At 69.1% G+C, this 15,560-nt stretch carries 14 protein-coding genes, 1 pseudogene and 1 riboswitch; of the genes and pseudogenes, 6 read left to right on the top strand and 9 right to left on the bottom strand.

What is annotated here, in order from left to right; translation table 11 throughout:
• Positions 1-810 (top strand): MFS transporter (locus FL311_RS31180; RefSeq protein ID WP_141330875.1); only part of this gene is annotated, 810 nt, incomplete at its 5' end.
• 24 nt (positions 811-834) lie between these two features.
• On the opposite strand, the gene FL311_RS31185 is transcribed toward FL311_RS31180, so the two are convergent.
• The 3 genes from FL311_RS31185 to FL311_RS31195 form a co-directional block, all read right to left on the bottom strand.
• Positions 835-1,188, bottom strand: a complete 354-nt coding sequence (locus FL311_RS31185; RefSeq protein WP_141330877.1) for a DUF2019 domain-containing protein — start codon at positions 1,186-1,188, stop codon at positions 835-837.
• Complete coding sequence (locus FL311_RS31190) at positions 1,188-2,597, bottom strand: hypothetical protein (RefSeq protein ID WP_228557199.1); 1,410 nt, start codon at positions 2,595-2,597, stop codon at positions 1,188-1,190. The genes FL311_RS31185 and FL311_RS31190 overlap by 1 nt, the downstream gene beginning before the upstream one ends.
• Positions 2,598-2,855: 258 nt before the next feature.
• On the bottom strand, positions 2,856-4,388 hold the full coding sequence (locus FL311_RS31195; protein WP_141330879.1) for a methyl-accepting chemotaxis protein: 1,533 nt from the start codon (positions 4,386-4,388) through the stop codon (positions 2,856-2,858).
• 267 nt (positions 4,389-4,655) lie between these two features.
• Here FL311_RS31195 and FL311_RS31200 point away from each other — a divergent pair, with 267 nt between their 5' ends.
• A complete protein-coding gene (locus FL311_RS31200) occupies positions 4,656-4,919 on the top strand; it encodes a hypothetical protein (protein WP_141330881.1) in 264 nt (87 codons plus the stop codon).
• A gap of 15 nt (positions 4,920-4,934) precedes the next feature.
• Here the strand turns inward: FL311_RS31200 and FL311_RS31205 are convergent, their stop codons facing one another.
• The 3 genes from FL311_RS31205 to FL311_RS31215 all read right to left on the bottom strand — a co-directional run bounded on the left by FL311_RS31205 (position 4,935) and on the right by FL311_RS31215 (position 7,540).
• Positions 4,935-5,705, bottom strand: a complete 771-nt coding sequence (locus FL311_RS31205) for an ATP-binding protein (RefSeq protein WP_141330883.1) — start codon at positions 5,703-5,705, stop codon at positions 4,935-4,937.
• A gap of 51 nt (positions 5,706-5,756) precedes the next feature.
• Positions 5,757-6,056, bottom strand: coding sequence for a hypothetical protein (locus FL311_RS31210; RefSeq protein WP_141330885.1), 300 nt, complete (start codon positions 6,054-6,056; stop codon positions 5,757-5,759).
• 116 nt (positions 6,057-6,172) lie between these two features.
• The gene (locus FL311_RS31215) at positions 6,173-7,540 is read right to left on the bottom strand and encodes an amidohydrolase (protein ID WP_141330887.1); all 1,368 of its coding nucleotides are present in this window, start codon (positions 7,538-7,540) and stop codon (positions 6,173-6,175) included.
• Positions 7,541-7,740: 200 nt separating this feature from the next.
• Here FL311_RS31215 and FL311_RS31220 point away from each other — a divergent pair, with 200 nt between their 5' ends.
• The gene (locus tag FL311_RS31220; RefSeq protein ID WP_141330889.1) at positions 7,741-8,802 is read left to right on the top strand and encodes a hypothetical protein; all 1,062 of its coding nucleotides are present in this window, start codon (positions 7,741-7,743) and stop codon (positions 8,800-8,802) included.
• Between the two features lie 6 nt (positions 8,803-8,808).
• Here the strand turns inward: FL311_RS31220 and sugE are convergent, their stop codons facing one another.
• The gene (gene sugE / locus FL311_RS31225) at positions 8,809-9,135 is read right to left on the bottom strand and encodes a quaternary ammonium compound efflux SMR transporter SugE (protein WP_141330891.1); all 327 of its coding nucleotides are present in this window, start codon (positions 9,133-9,135) and stop codon (positions 8,809-8,811) included.
• Between the two features lie 18 nt (positions 9,136-9,153).
• Positions 9,154-9,223, bottom strand: a riboswitch (guanidine-III (ykkC-III) riboswitch).
• A 94-nt stretch (positions 9,224-9,317) separates the two neighbouring features.
• Complete coding sequence (locus tag FL311_RS31230) at positions 9,318-11,024, bottom strand: SulP family inorganic anion transporter (protein WP_255510376.1); 1,707 nt, start codon at positions 11,022-11,024, stop codon at positions 9,318-9,320.
• Between the two features lie 179 nt (positions 11,025-11,203).
• On the opposite strand from FL311_RS31230, the gene FL311_RS31235 reads away from it, so the two are divergent.
• The 3 genes from FL311_RS31235 (at position 11,204) to FL311_RS31245 (ending at position 14,896) form a co-directional block, all read left to right on the top strand.
• Positions 11,204-11,923: a porin family protein gene (locus FL311_RS31235; RefSeq protein WP_141330893.1), complete on the top strand. Its 720-nt coding sequence runs from the start codon at positions 11,204-11,206 to the stop codon at positions 11,921-11,923.
• A 96-nt stretch (positions 11,924-12,019) separates the two neighbouring features.
• Positions 12,020-13,855 carry an aspartate:alanine exchanger family transporter gene (locus FL311_RS31240; protein ID WP_141330895.1) on the top strand — a complete coding sequence of 612 codons (1,836 nt, stop codon included), beginning with the start codon at positions 12,020-12,022 and terminating at the stop codon, positions 13,853-13,855.
• A 231-nt stretch (positions 13,856-14,086) separates the two neighbouring features.
• Positions 14,087-14,896, top strand: a complete 810-nt coding sequence (locus FL311_RS31245; RefSeq protein ID WP_194869430.1) for a potassium channel family protein — start codon at positions 14,087-14,089, stop codon at positions 14,894-14,896.
• 129 nt (positions 14,897-15,025) lie between these two features.
• Here the strand turns inward: FL311_RS31245 and FL311_RS44320 are convergent.
• Positions 15,026-15,560 (bottom strand): annotated as a pseudogene (locus FL311_RS44320) (neuromedin U); the annotation flags it as partial.

A 15,560-nucleotide genomic window follows, 5' to 3' on the forward strand; every position in this document is an offset into this window, starting at 1 on the left:
CTCGGGGCCTGTGTCATGGGGGTGGTGACGACGCTGCTCATGGCCAGTCAGCATGACCCGGCGCCGCCGGGGACCACGCCCCGGCTGGAGCTCAAGGGCGCGCTGGTGCCGCTGAAGGACCCGCTCGCGCGGCGGGTGCTCACGTACCAGGTGGCCTGGAACGCGGCGGTGGGGGTGTCCGCGCCGTTCTTCGCGTTGCACAGCATCCAGAACCTGAAGATGACGTTCGTCATCCTGGCGCTGCACGCCGCGGCCGTGGCGGGGGTGCGCATCCTGACCGCGCCCCTGTGGGGGAAGATGATCGACCGCGTGGGGGCGCAGCCGGTGTTGCTGGCGTGCTCGCTGGGCATCGGCGTCATCCCGGCGCTGTGGCTCCTGCCTTCCGCGGGGACGCTGTGGCCGTTGCTGTTCGACGTGGTGCTCGCGGGGGCGCTGTGGAGCGGGCACGGCCTGGCCAGCTTCGCGCTGCCGCTCACGGTGGCGCCGCGCAAGGGGCGGCCGTTCTATCTGGCCGCGTTCGCGACGGCGGGTGGATTGGCGTACGCGCTCGCCGCGGCGCTCGGGGGGGCCATCGCGTCGGCGCTGCCCGAGAACTTCGTCCTGGGGGGACAGCCCTGGGTGAACCTGCACGTGCTGTTCGTGCTGTCCTCGGTGGCGCGGCTGGGCGCGGCCCTGCTCGCGGCGCGACTGCCGGAGCCCGGGGCGCATCCGGTGACGTCGGTGAGCGCGCTCGTGTCGCGGCTCATGCCCCGGCTACACGCGGCGAGGATGCTGGCGCGGGAGAACACCGGGAGTCACCGCCCGAGTTGAAGCGCCGACATGGGCGGCGGCCGGCTACTCCAGGGGGTCCAACGCCCAGGTGCCGTTCTCCCAGTTCTTGAGCGTCTGCTGAGCCCCGAGCGCGGAGATCCCCTCGCCTCGTGCCGCCTCTTCGAGCACCCCCCTGGCCTCCTTGGGTTTGTGCCTCAACAGGAAGGCCGCGGCGGTGACTCGCACGTCGACCCGAGGCGACGAGAACAATGATGCGAGGGCATCGCGGCCTGCATCGCCGAGGGAACGCAGCTTCGTGAACGCGGCATAGGCCTTGTCCGCATGCTTGTTTCCGCGCTTCGCATCCCCACTCCGGATGCAATCCGTCTGCGCCGCGATATTCTCAGCGAACTGCGCGACGAGCGACTCCAGGTCCATCACCAACTCCCCTTGCGGACGTTCTCGACAGCCCTCAGCCCGAAGTCTCGCTGGGCTTCGAATGACTGCGTGCGCATCCACTCTCTCACCGTCTGCATCGTGTTCGTGATGTCGAATCGTTTCGATGAATAGAACGCACTCACCCTCGTGTGAAGCTCCTTGTCGAGCGCGATGACGTTCTCCGTATTGTGGATCGCTTTCGGACCGAATCTCCCCACATTACCGTCCGTCTGCTCGACGATGTGATGCCACTCCTTGCCCGGTCCCGCGGGCCCCATCGCGCGCTTGAAAGACTTGAACGACGAGTAGGACTTCATGCCGGGAGGGCCAGCGGACGGCGTAGCTCCTGAATCGCCCCTCTCCCCCACCCGTTGAAGGATGACGGCAGCGCCAGGCCCACCGCCCAGCACCGCAGCCGCACGCCCCACAGGCGCCGCCACCAAACGCAGCGCCACCGTGCCGTCCGCGGCCAATGTGAGGGCTGGAATTCTCGCGGTGGCGAGGGCTGTCCCCTCCAAGGTGCGTGTCGCGGCGGATACTGTTCCCCACGTGGCGATGAGACTCGTCACCAGTTTGGAGACAGCCTGCACCTGCTCGCCCCGGGGCATGTATCGGAAGCGTTCCAGATATTCCGGAGAGGACTCCATCAACGCCACAACGGAGGCAGGCATCTGCCGAAGGGCTGCGAAGTTGTCTGCTGGTGACGTCGAGAAGAACTTCCCCACAGCCAGCGCGAGCCCGATGAACGCCTCTTCGGCCCCGTCCAGGGTGCGACTGATGACATCGGCATCGTCATGGACGTCAGCCAGGGGGATGCCGGTTTCCTCCCGCAGCTCATCGTTGAGGAGTCGGAAGACGCCCGTTCGCCCATCGTAGAAGCGGCCCAGTTCGAAGCCGTGCGCGCGAAAGGCTCCGCCCTTCCATTCAACGGGCGACACCCGTTGCTGAGTCCTTCCGGTGAGCACCCACGCAAGGCATCCGTCAGGTCGGAGTACCGCCAGATGTTTGAAGCGCCCGACCCGGCGCACCAACTCGACCCGCGACACTTCGCCCGTGACCAAGATCTCCCGCAGCAAGAAGCCCACCGCAACCCGCGCTGGGAACTGTCCCAGCGTGACCTCCCTCTTCAACAACGTTTCGAGGAGTCTCGCTGCGTGAATCGGGGTGAGAGCGCTTCCCCTGACTGGCTGCGCGTCGCGATCTTCGAGTCCCGCTTTCTGAAGCAGGGCAACAAACGAATCCTGAGGTCTCCTGCCCGCACCAAGGGACACGGAGTCCCGGAACAAATGGCGTCGGTGGAGCCTTTGACCGGAGGGAGCGTCGACCGCGTCGCCATCCACTGCGCGTTCGGGAATCTCGCTCGAAGAATCCCACCGCTCTCCTGGTGTCGCCGCTCGCTGCTGGAACATATCCCCGCGTGTCGACGAGTCCACTCCAGCGCAGCCCATGAAAAGGAGGGCGACACTCACCACCCAAAGACCAGCACGCATTCGTCACCCCACGCCTTCTTTATGTGAAGGCCCATGGCAAAATGCTGGCATTGACGTCTGACAAACCTTCGGGAAACAGGGCATTCGGCGGATGCCTACACGCATCCCGCCGACTCGCCCGAGACTCACGCTGAGAACAAGCCCATTTTAGAATTCGCTGTTCGAGGTGGCGTGACTTCACACCCGATACGCCCGGACCACCTCCGCCACCCGCTCGGAGAGCATCTTCAACGACACGGCCGACTCGTTCGTGGTGGAGATGCGCTTCACAGTGTCACCCATCAGCGCGTTCAGCTCGTTGACCGCGGTGAAGATCTGCTCGATGCCGGTGGCCTGCTGGTTCACCGTCTGCGCGATCTGCCGCGCGGACGCCGTGCTGTCCTGGACGATGGTCGTCAGCTCACGCAGCGTGTCCCCGGACGCGCGGGCCTGCGCGAGGCCCGCCTCCATCCGCTGGGTCCCCTCCGCGGTGATCTGCACCGTCCCCGCAATCGCCTCGCCGATGTCGTTGAGGATCTTCCGCACCTGATTGGTCGCGCGGATGGACTGGTCCGCCAGCGCGCGAATCTCCCGCGCCACCACCGCGAATCCCTTGCCGTGCTCACCCGAGCGGGCCGCCTCGATGGCCGCGTTCACCGCGAGCAGATGCGACTGGTCCGCCAGGTCCTTCACCGTCTCCGTGATTCCGCCAATCTGCTGCGTCCTCTCCCCCAGCGACATGATGCGCTCGGTGATCTGCTCCACCTGGGAGCGCAGGTCCACCAGCCCATCGATGCTCGCGGCCACCGCCTCCTCCCCCGTCCTGCCCAGCGCCTCTGCGCGCTCGGCCACCTCGATGACGGACTGCGCGGAGTTCGACGCGAGCAGCGCCGTCTGGCGGATCTCCTGCGCCGTCACCTGCGTCTCCTGCACGGCCGCGGCCTGCCGGGAGACCATCTGGTTCTGCTCGCTGGCGGACTCGTTGAGCCCCAGCACGGAGTCACTCAAGAGCTCCGTGGACGAGTGGAGCTGGTGCAGGAGGTCCTTCAGCTTCCCCACCAGGATGCCCACCGCGAGCGCCAGCTCCCCCACCTCGTCCCGCGTCGAGACGTGCACCGGCTCGCGCAAGTCCCCATGCTCGGCGATGCGGCGCACGGCCCCCGTGAGCGAGATGAGCGGAGCCACCATGCGACGGCTCAGCGTCCACGCCGCCCCCATCAACACCAGGAGCACGGCGATCAGGATGAGCTGCATGTTCCCAAGCACACTCTCGATGCGGCCGCGAGCATCCGTGCGGTTGAACCCCACGTGCACCGCCCCCAGTCCACCGGGGACCGGAGCCGCCATGTCGAGCAGCTCCACGCCCTGCGCCTCGAGCGGAGTCCCCGCCTTCGAGAGGGCCAGCCCCTCCACGTGCTCGCGGAGGACGGCCGCGTGGGGTCCGGACACGGCGACCAGCGAGCCCCGCGCATCCACCAGCGCGACGTAGGCGAGCGCGCCCTCCCGGGCCACGGCGTCCAGCGTGGGCTGGACCTCCTGCTGCTCGCGGTTGCGCAGCAGGTCCGCCATCGCGGAGGCGAGCGCCGTCGGCACCGCCATGCTCATCTCGTGGCCCTGCTCCTCGAAGGCCTGGCGCAGACGCGGAATGGTGTAGCCCATGGACAGCAGGGCGAAGAACAGCGCCACGACCACGGGCGCCACGGTGATTTTATGGACGAGGGAGAGTCGCATCCGAGCACGAGGGTATGCAGAGCGAACGCGACGAATTGTGGACGCGTGCCTGCCAATAGCGCAACCCCACCCCGCCGAGCGAATCCTCTCATCCTCGCGAGGGTCCGTCGGCACCCCAATCCCAGCACACCCCAGCGAGAGCGAAGACGTCTGGCTTTCGCATCCCCAGGAGAAAATTGCACCGGAGGCGCCGCATGTGAGTCCCTGGCCTCGACATGCGCCACGAAGGCCGCGCTACGCTCGCGAGTCTTCACCCCTGGAGGTCACATGCGAGAGCTTCTCGGAGTCGCGCTGACGACGTGCTTGCTGCTGGGCTGTGGTGGCGTGGAAGAACCCTCCCAGGAGCCACCGCCGTTGGCTGAACAGGAGCAGAAGGCGGAGGTCTGCATCGACGGCTTCCGCCACGTCTTCACCTATTGGACCTGTCAGGACGGCTGCAACGTCGAGGTGCAGGAGTGCTGTTCCAACGTCGTCTTCAACCTCTGCTACGACTCCGTCTCCCAGCAGTCGTGCGACCCCGGCTGCACCTGAGCGCCTCGCCCGGGCTCACGGCTTCACGCCCTGACGCAGGTCCCTGTTCCCACAGTCCGCCAGGTGGAACGTCCCCTGGCGGCTCATGCGCTGGACCACGCGGGCACCCACGGACTCGGCGAAGCGCGAGGGCGCGCCCTCGCGCCGCTGCACCGACAGACGCGTCGTATACGCCGTCACCAGGTCCGGCCTGTCCCGTTGCTCCACGAGCGCCTCCAACAGCTCCCGTGGCCGCGGGCCCGACGCCTCCCCGCCGATGTCGTCCAGCACCAGGACCCGCACCTGGGCCGCCCGCTGGAGCAACCGCCGCTGCGCCTCGGAGTCCTCCTCGCGCGACAGGCGCGCCCAGTCGATGAAGAGCCCCGCCGACGCGTCCCACTCCGACCGGCCACGGCCCCCGCGCACGGCGGCGCGGAACAGGTGGCACGCCCCGGTCGTCTTCCCCGTGCCCGGGCCTCCCGACAGCAGCAGGCTGCGCAGCCGCTCGTGCAGCACGTGCCGAGCCGCGCGCAGCGCCGCCGTCTCGAGCGGCCGCTCCCCACGGAGGCCCGCCACGGCCTCGGCCGGAGCGCCACACAGCTCCAGGTGCGAGGGCCACGCCCGTTCGTGCTCGAGCTCCCGCCGCGCCTCCTCCGCCGCCGCGGCCCGCTGCTGCTCCAGTTCCCGCTGCTTCCAGTCCGCCTCCAGCTGGGCCAGGCCCGCCGAGGGCTGCTGCTTCGCCTGGGACATGCCCCGACGCAGCAGGTCCGCCAGCCGCCGAGGCTCCCGCTTGTCGTCCTGGCTCATGCCCCGTCCACCACCCGTGTCATGCCCCCGGGCGTAGCACACCGCCCCGACTCAGAGGCCCGGGGCCTTGGGCGCCGTGGACCGCCCCGCCGCCTTCATCACCCCCGCCTTGTCCCGGGTGATGTCCACCAGCGTCACCAGCCGGCGCCGCGCATCCACCGCGTAGTGGACGTGCAGTTCGTCCACCTGGAACGTCGCCGAGACCTCCGTCTGCGCGCCGAGCGAGGCCACGCGCTCCAGGTGGGCCTGGATGGCGCGATAGCGCTCCTGGGAGAGCCGGGCGACCTGGCTCCAGGCTCCCGCCGAAATCTCGACGGTGTACGGGCGGTGCGTGTTCCTGGGTGACTTCATGACGCTCGCTGCACAAAGCAGTCCGCGTGCCATCCGCCCTTTGAAGAAAATCGGACGGTTGGCGCACGGACCGCTTGAATCCCTGTAGAAATGTCAGCGCCGGCTGCCGACGCTTTTCAGTGCAGCCGCTTGCCTGCCTCCGGCGCCTGCTCCGCCTTGGGCTCCTCATCCAGACACGCCAGCGCGGCCATCAGCAGCGACTCGCAGCCGAAGCGCAGACAGTCCGGTGACGGGTTGAAGTACGGTGAGTGGTTCGACGGCAGGCTCTGCAGCTTCTCCCAGAGCGTCTTGCCTGGAGCGCGCTTCCACGCGTCGTGGGACGTGCCGCCGAAGTACCAGTAGACGAGCGGGACCTTCGCCTTCGACGCGTCGTTGGACGTGCGCCCGTCGAAGTACGGGAAGTCCTCGCTGCCGCTCACCATGCCCGTGTCGACCAGGTGGCCTTCGCCGAACCACGCGGCGTGCGCGGCGCGCACCCGGCGGGAGTACGAGTCGTCGTTCACCATCACCCGCGTGCGGCTGATCACCTCGATGTCCGGAGGCCGAGGCGTGCGCCCCGCCTCGCACTCCGCGCGGGCCATCCGGGAGATGGCCTCGATGAGCTGGCCCTGGAGCGCGTCGGTCGGCGTGCGCACCGACATCTCCAGCACCGCCTCGTCCGGGATGACGTTCGCGCGACTCCCCGCGTGCAGGCTCCCCACCGAGATCACCGCGCCACCCTGGGTGAGGTCCAGCTCGCGCGAGACGATGGTCTGCAGCCGCGTCACCAGGTAGGCCGCGATGACCACCGGGTCCACCGTGGACTGCGGCCGCGAGGCATGCCCACCCTTGCCGTGGATGCGCACCCGCACGCTCGCGGACGCCATCATCGAAGCGCCCTGGTGGTACCCCACCAGTCCCACGGGCATCGGCCCCACGTGCTGCGCGAGCGCCACGGTCGGCGTGCCGAAGCGCGCATACAGCCCGTCGTCCATCATCGCCCGAGCGCCCTGGAGCGTCTCCTCCGCGGGCTGGGCCACCATCATCAGCGTGCCCCGCCAGTGGTTGCGAGACGACGCGAGCAGCTCCGCCACGCCCACCAGACACGTCAGGTGCACGTCATGCCCGCAGGCATGCATCACCGGCACCGTGTGCCCCTGTGCGTCCTTCACCGTGACATGGCTCGCGTCGGGCCGTCCCGTCTTCTCCTCCACGGGGAGCCCATCCATGTCCGCGCGCAGGAGCACCGTGGGCCCCGGCCCGTTGCGCAAGATGCCGACGACGCCGGTACGCCCCACGCCCGAGGTCACCTCGTAGCCGATGTCCTCCAACCACTTCGCCACCTTCGCGGCCGTCCGATGCTCCTGCATGGACAACTCCGGGTGCTCATGCAGGTCCCGATAGAACGCCTCCAACCTGGGCGCGAGCTGCTCGTGCGCCGTCGTCAGATGGGGCCGCCAGGCATGCGCGGGCTCGGTGCGTTGCAAGGTCTCCGTCACTTCCATTCCACGTCTCCTCCCCGAGAAACGCGCGCAAGATGCCCCTCCCCGGGCGCACGCAGAGCGCCGAGCACGAACTCCGCTCCCATCAATGTCCGTGGAACGACGGCCCTCGCGTCGCCCACCCGTTGGCTGTCTTCGTCGCGACGCTGACCGCGCGCGCGGGGCAATGGTCCGCAGTGGCCACGTTCCCCACGTTCCCCGAGATGAAGACCCTTCTTCGAAGCCTCGGCGTGGGCCTGTTGCTCGGTGCGGGAGTCGCGGCGGGTGCGCCCTCGGGCGCGGAGTCCTGCCAGGAGCCCTGCGGCGCGCGCACCCGCCAGCTCGCGGGACACACCTACGTGTTCCCCATCCTCCAGCAGAGCGCGTTCGTCACCTCGCACGTCGGCATCCGCGAGGGCCTGGCGATGTATGACATCCCCGATGTGCCGGTGAATGACCTGCAGCCCCTGGACGTGACGCTCACCGGCGTCCAGCAGACGCTGGACTTGAGCCTGGGCATCACCGACTGGCTGGGCCTCGCGGGCTTCGGCCGGGCCACCATCATCACGGGCACCAACGCGGATGGACTGTTGTCCTCCGGCGCCACGGTGGACCTGCTGGGCCAGGTGGGAGGCGTGGTGCGGCTGTTTCGCAGCGAGCACAGCGGGACGCAGGTCTCCGTCCGAGCGAACTTCGGCTACGACAAGGGACGGGAGATCACCCTGCTGCCGCTCATCAACGCCATCATCGAGTCGCCCCAGGTGACGGTGGGGGAGCTGATCGGCGGCAGCCTGGGACAGTTCCTGTTCGTCCCCAGCGAGGAGACGACGGCGAACGGCGGCGTCTACGCGGCGCAGACGCTGGGACGGATGTTCTCGCTCCAGGGCTCGGCGCTGGCGGAGTACGCCTGGCAGAAGCGCAGGCCCTTCGACCGCCTCGTCGGGAACCGCTTCGAGCAGGAGACCCACGCGGTACGCCTCTTCTTCGCGCTCGCGGCGACCCTGGACCTCTACCCCACCACGGCGGTGCCGGTGGCGGTGATGGGCGAGTACCTGTTCCGCACCGGCCGCCAGGAGGTGGTCGGACGCTCGGATCGGACCTTGAAGGACAGCTCACTGGGGCTCGGCGTCTACTACTCGGGCCGCGCCAACCTCCAGCTCGGTCTGGGCGCGGTGGTGACGCTCAATGGAGAGCCCCGGCAGGGCTTGGGAGACGAGGGCTCACAGCGCAGCTCCGGCGACCCGACGCTCTCCTATGGACAGCTCATCCTGCGCTACGTCTGGTGAGCCCCGTCAGTGGTCCGCGCCGCTCGTCGCCTTCAGACCGATGATGGCGACCAGCAGCATCGACAGGAACACGATGCGCATCGGGGTAAGCGGCTCATGGAAGAGCACCACGCCCAGCACCGCGGCGCCGAGCGCCCCGATGCCCACCCACACCGCGTAGGCCGTGCCGATGGGCAGCGTCTTGGCCGCCGTGGACAGCAGGAACATGCTGGCCACGATGGCCGTGCCCGTGAGGATGCTGGGAACAAGGCGGGTGAAGCCCTCGGTGTACTTGAGGCCGATGGCCCAGCACACCTCGAGCAGACCCGCGATGACGAGAATGATCCACGCCATGACGTACGACTCCAGGGATGAGCGTCGTCTTGTCGTGACCGGGTACGGCGCACCTCGTCCGGGCCCGCCGAACCCACCCTGGGAACGACGGACGGCGAGGTCTATAGCGCCTCGCCCCTCTGTCTTCAACGTCCTCGAATCCCCCTTCATTCCCCAGGCGGGCGGCCGGCCGGGGCCCCACGTCAATGCAAGGCCTGGAACCGCGCCACGGCGGCCTCCACGGTGAGGTAGACGTTCTGTTCCCCCAGTCGCTCCATCATCCCCGTGCGCCGCAGCATGCCTCGCAGCGGCGCGTTCGCGTCCGCGATGACCAGGACGATGCCCTCGTCCTCCAGCTCCTGGCGCAGCTTCTCCAGCCCCTCCGCCGCCGTGACGTCCAGGTCGAACACGGCGCTCGCGTCCAGCACCACCTCGCGCACGGGAGGGGACGCCCGGGCCACCAGGACGCGCACCTGCTCGCGCAGGTGCCGCGCGTTGGCGAAGAACATCGGCGCATCGAAGCGATACACCAGGAGCCCCGGAACGGTGCGCGTGCCCTCGTGCCGTGTCACGTCGTGCCAACCGGACACGCCCTCGCGCTCGCCGAGCACCGCGTCGTGGGGATGCGCGGCACGTCGGATGAGGTCCCCCAGCGCGAGCGCGACGGCGACGAGGATGCCCTGGAGGATGCCGAGCACCAGCACCGCCACCGTCGTCACCACCGCCAGCACCGCCTCCACACGCCGCATCCGCCACAGGGCCACGAGCGAGGACACGTCCACCAGGTACACCGCCGCGACGATGACGATGGCCCCCAGCGTCACCAGCGGCAGGCTCTGGAGCAGCGGCGTGAAGAAGAGCGCGAACACGGCGACCAGCACCGCGGCCACCACGCCCACCAGCTGCGACCTCCCGCCCATCGCGTCGTTGACCGCCGTGCGCGAGTCACTTCCCGTCACCGGGAACCCTTGCGTGAAGGCACACGCCACGTTCGCCGCGGCCTGCCCGAGCAGCTCCTGGTTCCCGTCCAGCCGGTAGTGGTGCTTGTCGGCATACAGCCGCCCCGCGAGCACCGAGCCCGCGTAGTTCACCAGCGCCAGGCTGAGCGCCGCGGGCAGCAAGGCCCGCACATCCGAGAAGCCCACCCGGGGCAACCCGAACGACGGCGGCGAGGCGGCGATGGGCCCCACCACCTTCACCCCCGCGTGGTGGAGCTGGAACACGCTCGCCGCCACGGTGGTGAGCACCACCAGGATGAGCGGCCCGGGCAGCCTCGGGAGCCACTGCCTCAGCAGGACCAGACACCCGATGATGCCCACCCCCAACAGCACCGTGGGCAGGTGCATGCCGTGCAGGTTGCGGCCGACCTCCAGCACCTGTCCCGGAAAGTCCTCCGCCCGCCGCTCCAGGCCGAACATCCGCGCCAGTTGGCTGCCGATGATGATGAGCGCGGCCCCGTTCGTGTAGCCGATGAGGATGGGCTTGGAGAGGAAGTCCGCCAGCGCTCCCGTCTTGAGCAGGCCCGCCGCCAGGCTCAACAGCCCCACCATCAGCGCCAGCAGCGCCGCGAGCGACGCATACCGCGCGGGGTCGTCTCCCGACACGACGCCGCCCAGGGCGCTCGCGGCGATGATGGCCGCGCCCGCCTCCGGCCCCAGCATCAGGTGACGCGAGGGACCGAAGAGCGCGTAGGCCAGCATGGCCGCCACGCCCGCGTACAGGCCGGTGACCGGGCGCACGCCGACAATCTGCGCGTACGCCAGTCCCTGCGGCACCAGCATCGCGCCAATCGTCAGCGCGGAGAGCAGGTCCGGGCGCAGCCAGGCCCGCGAGTAGGTGGACATCCACCCCAGCCCCGGCACGTACCGTCGGGCGCGTCGCCAGCCTGCTGTCGCCGTGAGCCTCGTCACGCCTCGACGATGTGTCCTCGGGCCCGCCGCGGCACGGGCCCCGGGGGAGGGGCAGCCGGGCGACGCTGTCCAACACGCCACGACGACCCAGCACAAGTGGGAGCCACGAGCCCGCGCCGCGCGCGGCCCCCAGGGCACCACGTCCCCAGCTTCAGCGAGCCATGTCGTGAGGAGGTCGCATGCCTCGGTGCATCGCCAGGCTCGTGCTGTTGTCCTCGCTGCTCGTCCCCTGGGTCGCGCGAGGAGGTCCGCTGAGACAAGTCGCGGAGGACCCCGCCGCGGGCTTCGTGGAGGACTCGCCGCCGATGGCCGGGCGCTTCACCTTCAACCTGGGAGTCGGCCTCGTCTTCCCCGTCGGTGAATCCCACAGCCGCTTCAAGGCGGGCTGGGGCTTCCTGCTCGGCGGCGGCTACCACTTCACCGAGCACTTCGGCCTCCGCGCCGAATACCAGTACAGCGACTACAACCTGAAGAGCGACGTCCTGCCCGACGAGCGCGTCTCCGGCGATCACGTCATGCAGTACGGCGACCTCAACCTCTTCCTCGGCCTGCTGTCGGGCAGACGTCTCGGGCTCTACGTGACGGCGGGACCGGGCCTCTACTACCGCAAGGTGGAGCTCACCCAGTTCGCCGGCACGGGGCTCGTCCCCGTGTGTGATCCCTATTTCTTCACCTGCTACACGGAGGTCGTCCCGGTGGACGTCATCCTCGACTCGCGCAGCTCCACGGACCTCGGCGTGAATGGCGGCGTGGGCCTCACGTACCGGCTCTACGGCACGGTGCGCGTGTATCTGGAGGCGCGCTACCACCACATCTTCGGCCCCGAGTACCAGACGGCCACGGGCGCGCGCCGGGCGAACGGCCAGTACCTGCCCATCAACCTGGGGCTGCGCTTCTGACGACGGGCCGGCGCGTCGGCCGCCTCTCCCCGAGGGGCACGTCCGGCGAGGAACCTCGCGCCCTACCCTGACCGGAAACGCTGGAGGGATGCACGCATGAGAAGCCAGCTGCGCCATACCGCCCTGCTCGCGGGCGCCGCCGTCGTGGGCCTCGCGGTCATCGCCTTCGCACAGGGGCAGCCGGCGCCCGCCGTGCAACCCCATCCCCACGGCGTCTTCGGCGTGGTGCTGGACTACATGCGGCGGCAGCCCTTCATCCTGCTCTTCCTCGTCGTGGCCGTCGGCTACGCGCTCGGCGAGCTGAAGGTGAAGGGCGTGGGCATGGGCTCCACGGCGGCCACGCTGCTGCTGGCCCTCATCGTCAGCTTCTGGGCCTTCGACGCCTACCAGATCCAATACGCCCTGCCGGAGTTCACCAGCACGGTGTTCTTCAACCTCTTCATCTTCGCCATCGGCATGAAGGTGGGTCCGCAGTTCCTCGGCGGCATCCATCGCGAGGGCAAGCACCTCATCCTCCTGTCCCTGCTGGTGCCGCTGCTGTCGGCCGCGCTGGTCTACGCCTCGCGGTACTTCACGCACCTGGCGCCCGGTCTGCTCGCGGGCATCCTCTCCGGCGCGAACACGGCGACGCCGGGCTTCGGCGCGGCGCAGGCGGCGCTGGCGAGCGGCTCGGCGGCGCTGACGGGGGACGCCGCGCGGCAGGCGCCCGGGAACCTGACGACGTCCTACGCGTTCCTCTACTGCATCAGCATGGTGCTCTTCACCGTGATGATGTCGGTGATGCCGAAGATGTTCGGCCGCGACGCGGTGGCGGACGGCAAGAAGATGGAGAAGGAGCTGGCGGGCGAGGACTCCGCGCCGCTGCCGGGCACGGCGGACTCGTTCATCCGGGGCTACATGCCGTTGGACCTGCGGGTGTTCCGCGTGGAGAACCCCGCGCTCGAGGGACGCACCGTGGCGGACCTGGACCATGCACACCCTCGCGTGGCCATCGAGCGCGTCTACCACGACGGCCGCGTCTACAACCCGCCGCCGGACCTGGTGCTAAGCCGGGGCGACGAGGTGGCGATGCTCGGCCCCGTGTCGCTGCTGCTGGCGGGTGGGCCGCACATCGGCCCGGAGGTGGACGACTCCAAGCTGCGCAACGTGAAGTTCGACACGGTGGAGTTCATCGTCCACGACAAGCAGGTCGTCGGAAAGACGCTGGGAGAGCTCGCGCTGCGCATGGGCCACGGCATCTACCTCAACGCCCTGTTCCGCGCGGGTGACCAGCTGCCGGTGAGCCGTGAGCAGGTGGTGAACAAGGGCGACGTGTTGCGCATCACCGGCAGCTCCAAGCGGGTGGCGGACCTGCGCGAGGTGCTCGGTCCGCCCGTGAAGCCGAGCCTCTCCACGGACATCATCACCCTGGGCCTGGGGCTCGCGGCGGGCGCGCTGCTCGGCGCGATCACGATTCCGCTCCACGGCATCAAGTTCAGCCTGGGCTCGGCGGTGGGCCTGCTCATCGTCAGCATCGGCCTGAGCATCCTGCGCACGCACAACCCCGCGCTCGGCGGCCCGTTCCCGGAGTCCGCGCGTCAGCTGCTCGAGGATGTGGGGCTGAATGTCTTCATCGCCATCCTCGGCCTGAACTCCGGCGCGGGCGTGGCGCACGCCATCGAGGGCGGCCTCCTGGGGCCCACACTCATCATCGGCTCCATCGCGGCCTTCATCCCGCCCATCATCGGCTGGATGGTGGGCCAGTACATCTTCAAGATGAACAGCGCGGTGCTGATGGGCGCCATCGCGGGAGCCCGGTGCAACAGCGCCGGCATGCGGGCGGCACAGGAGGCGTCGAAGAGCATCGTCCCCGCCATCGGCTACCCGGTGACGTTCGCCATCTCCAACCTGCTGCTGACCCTCATCTGCTACCTGTTCGCCCTGATGGGCTGAGTGAGGCCTCCATGAGCAAGCCCCTTCCTTGCCTCACCTCTCGGGTGTCCATGGAACTGGGACAGGCGCACCTGGGCCACGCGTCGGCGCCAGCACATCGCAGTGGATGCCCAGGGCGCCAGACGGGCGCGCGTCCAGGCTGCCGTGGATTTTCATCCCACGCCCGCTGCGTTAGCGTGGAACCCCATGCGAAACGAGGAAGCCGTCTCGAGGGCGGTTGAAACAAGGCAGGTGAGCACCGAGGAGGAGCAGGCGGGCGCCGCTTCCTCCAAGCTCGCCCGGAGAGACCTCCTCATGGCCGTGCTGGCGCTGGCCAGCCTCGTCCCCATCCTCTACGTGGAGATGGCGGGACTGCGCTGGCCGGAGCCGCGCTTTCAGGTGCTCGCGGCCATTGACCTGGGCTTCATCAGCATCTTCCTGGGGGACTTCATCTGGGGCCTTCTCCGGGCGGAGGGCCGCACCGCCTTCCTGCGCGGCCGCTGGTTCGAGCTCCTCGGCCTGGTGCCCTTGTACGCGGAGGCGTTCAGTCTGCTCCGCGTCGCCCAGCTGCTACGCTTGGCGCGCGTGTTGAGGTTGCTGCGGCTGGTGTCCTCGTACCGCCGCATCCGCTCGGTCGCCGTGCTGGACGCGCTCTTCAACCGCTACAAGCTGGGACACACGACGCTCGTCGCCTCGGCGGTGGTCACGGGCATGGCGACGGTCGTGTGGATGCTGGAGCGGGACACCAACCCCGCGTTGTCGACGTTCCAGGACTCGCTCTGGTGGGCCATCGTCACCGCGACCACCGTGGGGTACGGTGACATCACCCCGCAGACGGGCCTGGCGCGCGTCTGCGCCACGGTGCTGATGTTGATGGGCATTGGCCTCATCGGCATGGTGGCGTCCAGCCTGAGCAATGCGCTCCTCGCGGCGGACAACGAGACGGCCGAGCCATCCGCGCCGAGCCTGGCCTCCGAGCTCGAGCGGCTGACCGCGCTCCGGGAGTGCGTCCGTCTCACCGAGCAGGAGTTCACCGCCGCAAAGCGCAAGCTGCTCACCTGAAGCAAGCCCGTGACTGAGCCTGCCCCACGAAATCGGGGCAAGCCCACCTGGTGACGACGGGCCGGCCGCGCGTCCTCGCGGCCGAACGTCGGTCGATTCCCCAGGACTGGGAGCAGGTGCTCCCGGAGCTCAGGGCTTCTTCTTCAGCGGGAAGAGGAAGGAGAGCTGGAGGCGCAGCTGCCACTCGGCCGCGCCCGGCAGGTCGGGACGGATGGCGTTGTAGTACGCGGACACGGAGCCGTTGAGCGCCTGCTTGCCGACGGTGAAGACCTTGCCCGCGCCCAGGCCGAAGGGGACGGTCCACTGCTCACCGGAGGGCGCCTCCCAGTTCGCCGTGAGCAGCGGCGCCGACGTCAGGTACCAGCCCTTCGGCAGGTTGTAGCTGACGAAGTACTGCAACAGGAGCTGGTTGACCGTCGCCCGGTCATCCCCGCCGAAGACGGAGAACACGTTGTTCGCCAGCACGCCGATGGACCACGACTCCGGCTGGATGAGCGCGACCACCGAGGGCCCCACGCTCCACTTGCCGGTCCCCAGCACCTCGTTCGTCGCGGTGGGCAGAAGGAACGCCGGCCCCACGCCCCAGATGAGCGCTCCGGGCTTCCTGGGCGAAAGGAAGAACGTGGCCGACGTGTCCCCCAACCCGAACGTCCCACCCTCCCCG

This window comes from Myxococcus sp. AB025B (assembly GCF_006518215.1).
GTDB lineage: Bacteria > Myxococcota > Myxococcia > Myxococcales > Myxococcaceae > Myxococcus > Myxococcus fulvus.

What these genes read in the sequence shown, in the direction of transcription:
- FL311_RS31185 (WP_141330877.1), bottom strand. Translation starts at nt 1,188, where the DNA reads ATGGACCTGGAGTCGCTCGTCGCGCAGTTCGCTGAGAATATCGCGGCG.
- FL311_RS31190 (WP_228557199.1), bottom strand. Translation starts at nt 2,597, where the DNA reads ATGTTCCAGCAGCGAGCGGCGACACCAGGAGAGCGGTGGGATTCTTCG.
- FL311_RS31195 (WP_141330879.1), bottom strand. Translation starts at nt 4,388, where the DNA reads ATGCGACTCTCCCTCGTCCATAAAATCACCGTGGCGCCCGTGGTCGTG.
- FL311_RS31200 (WP_141330881.1), top strand. Translation starts at nt 4,656, where the DNA reads ATGCGAGAGCTTCTCGGAGTCGCGCTGACGACGTGCTTGCTGCTGGGC.
- FL311_RS31205 (WP_141330883.1), bottom strand. Translation starts at nt 5,705, where the DNA reads ATGAGCCAGGACGACAAGCGGGAGCCTCGGCGGCTGGCGGACCTGCTG.
- FL311_RS31210 (WP_141330885.1), bottom strand. Translation starts at nt 6,056, where the DNA reads ATGAAGTCACCCAGGAACACGCACCGCCCGTACACCGTCGAGATTTCG.
- FL311_RS31215 (WP_141330887.1), bottom strand. Translation starts at nt 7,540, where the DNA reads ATGGAAGTGACGGAGACCTTGCAACGCACCGAGCCCGCGCATGCCTGG.
- FL311_RS31220 (WP_141330889.1), top strand. Translation starts at nt 7,741, where the DNA reads ATGAAGACCCTTCTTCGAAGCCTCGGCGTGGGCCTGTTGCTCGGTGCG.
- sugE (WP_141330891.1), bottom strand. Translation starts at nt 9,135, where the DNA reads ATGGCGTGGATCATTCTCGTCATCGCGGGTCTGCTCGAGGTGTGCTGG.
- FL311_RS31235 (WP_141330893.1), top strand. Translation starts at nt 11,204, where the DNA reads ATGCCTCGGTGCATCGCCAGGCTCGTGCTGTTGTCCTCGCTGCTCGTC.
- FL311_RS31240 (WP_141330895.1), top strand. Translation starts at nt 12,020, where the DNA reads ATGAGAAGCCAGCTGCGCCATACCGCCCTGCTCGCGGGCGCCGCCGTC.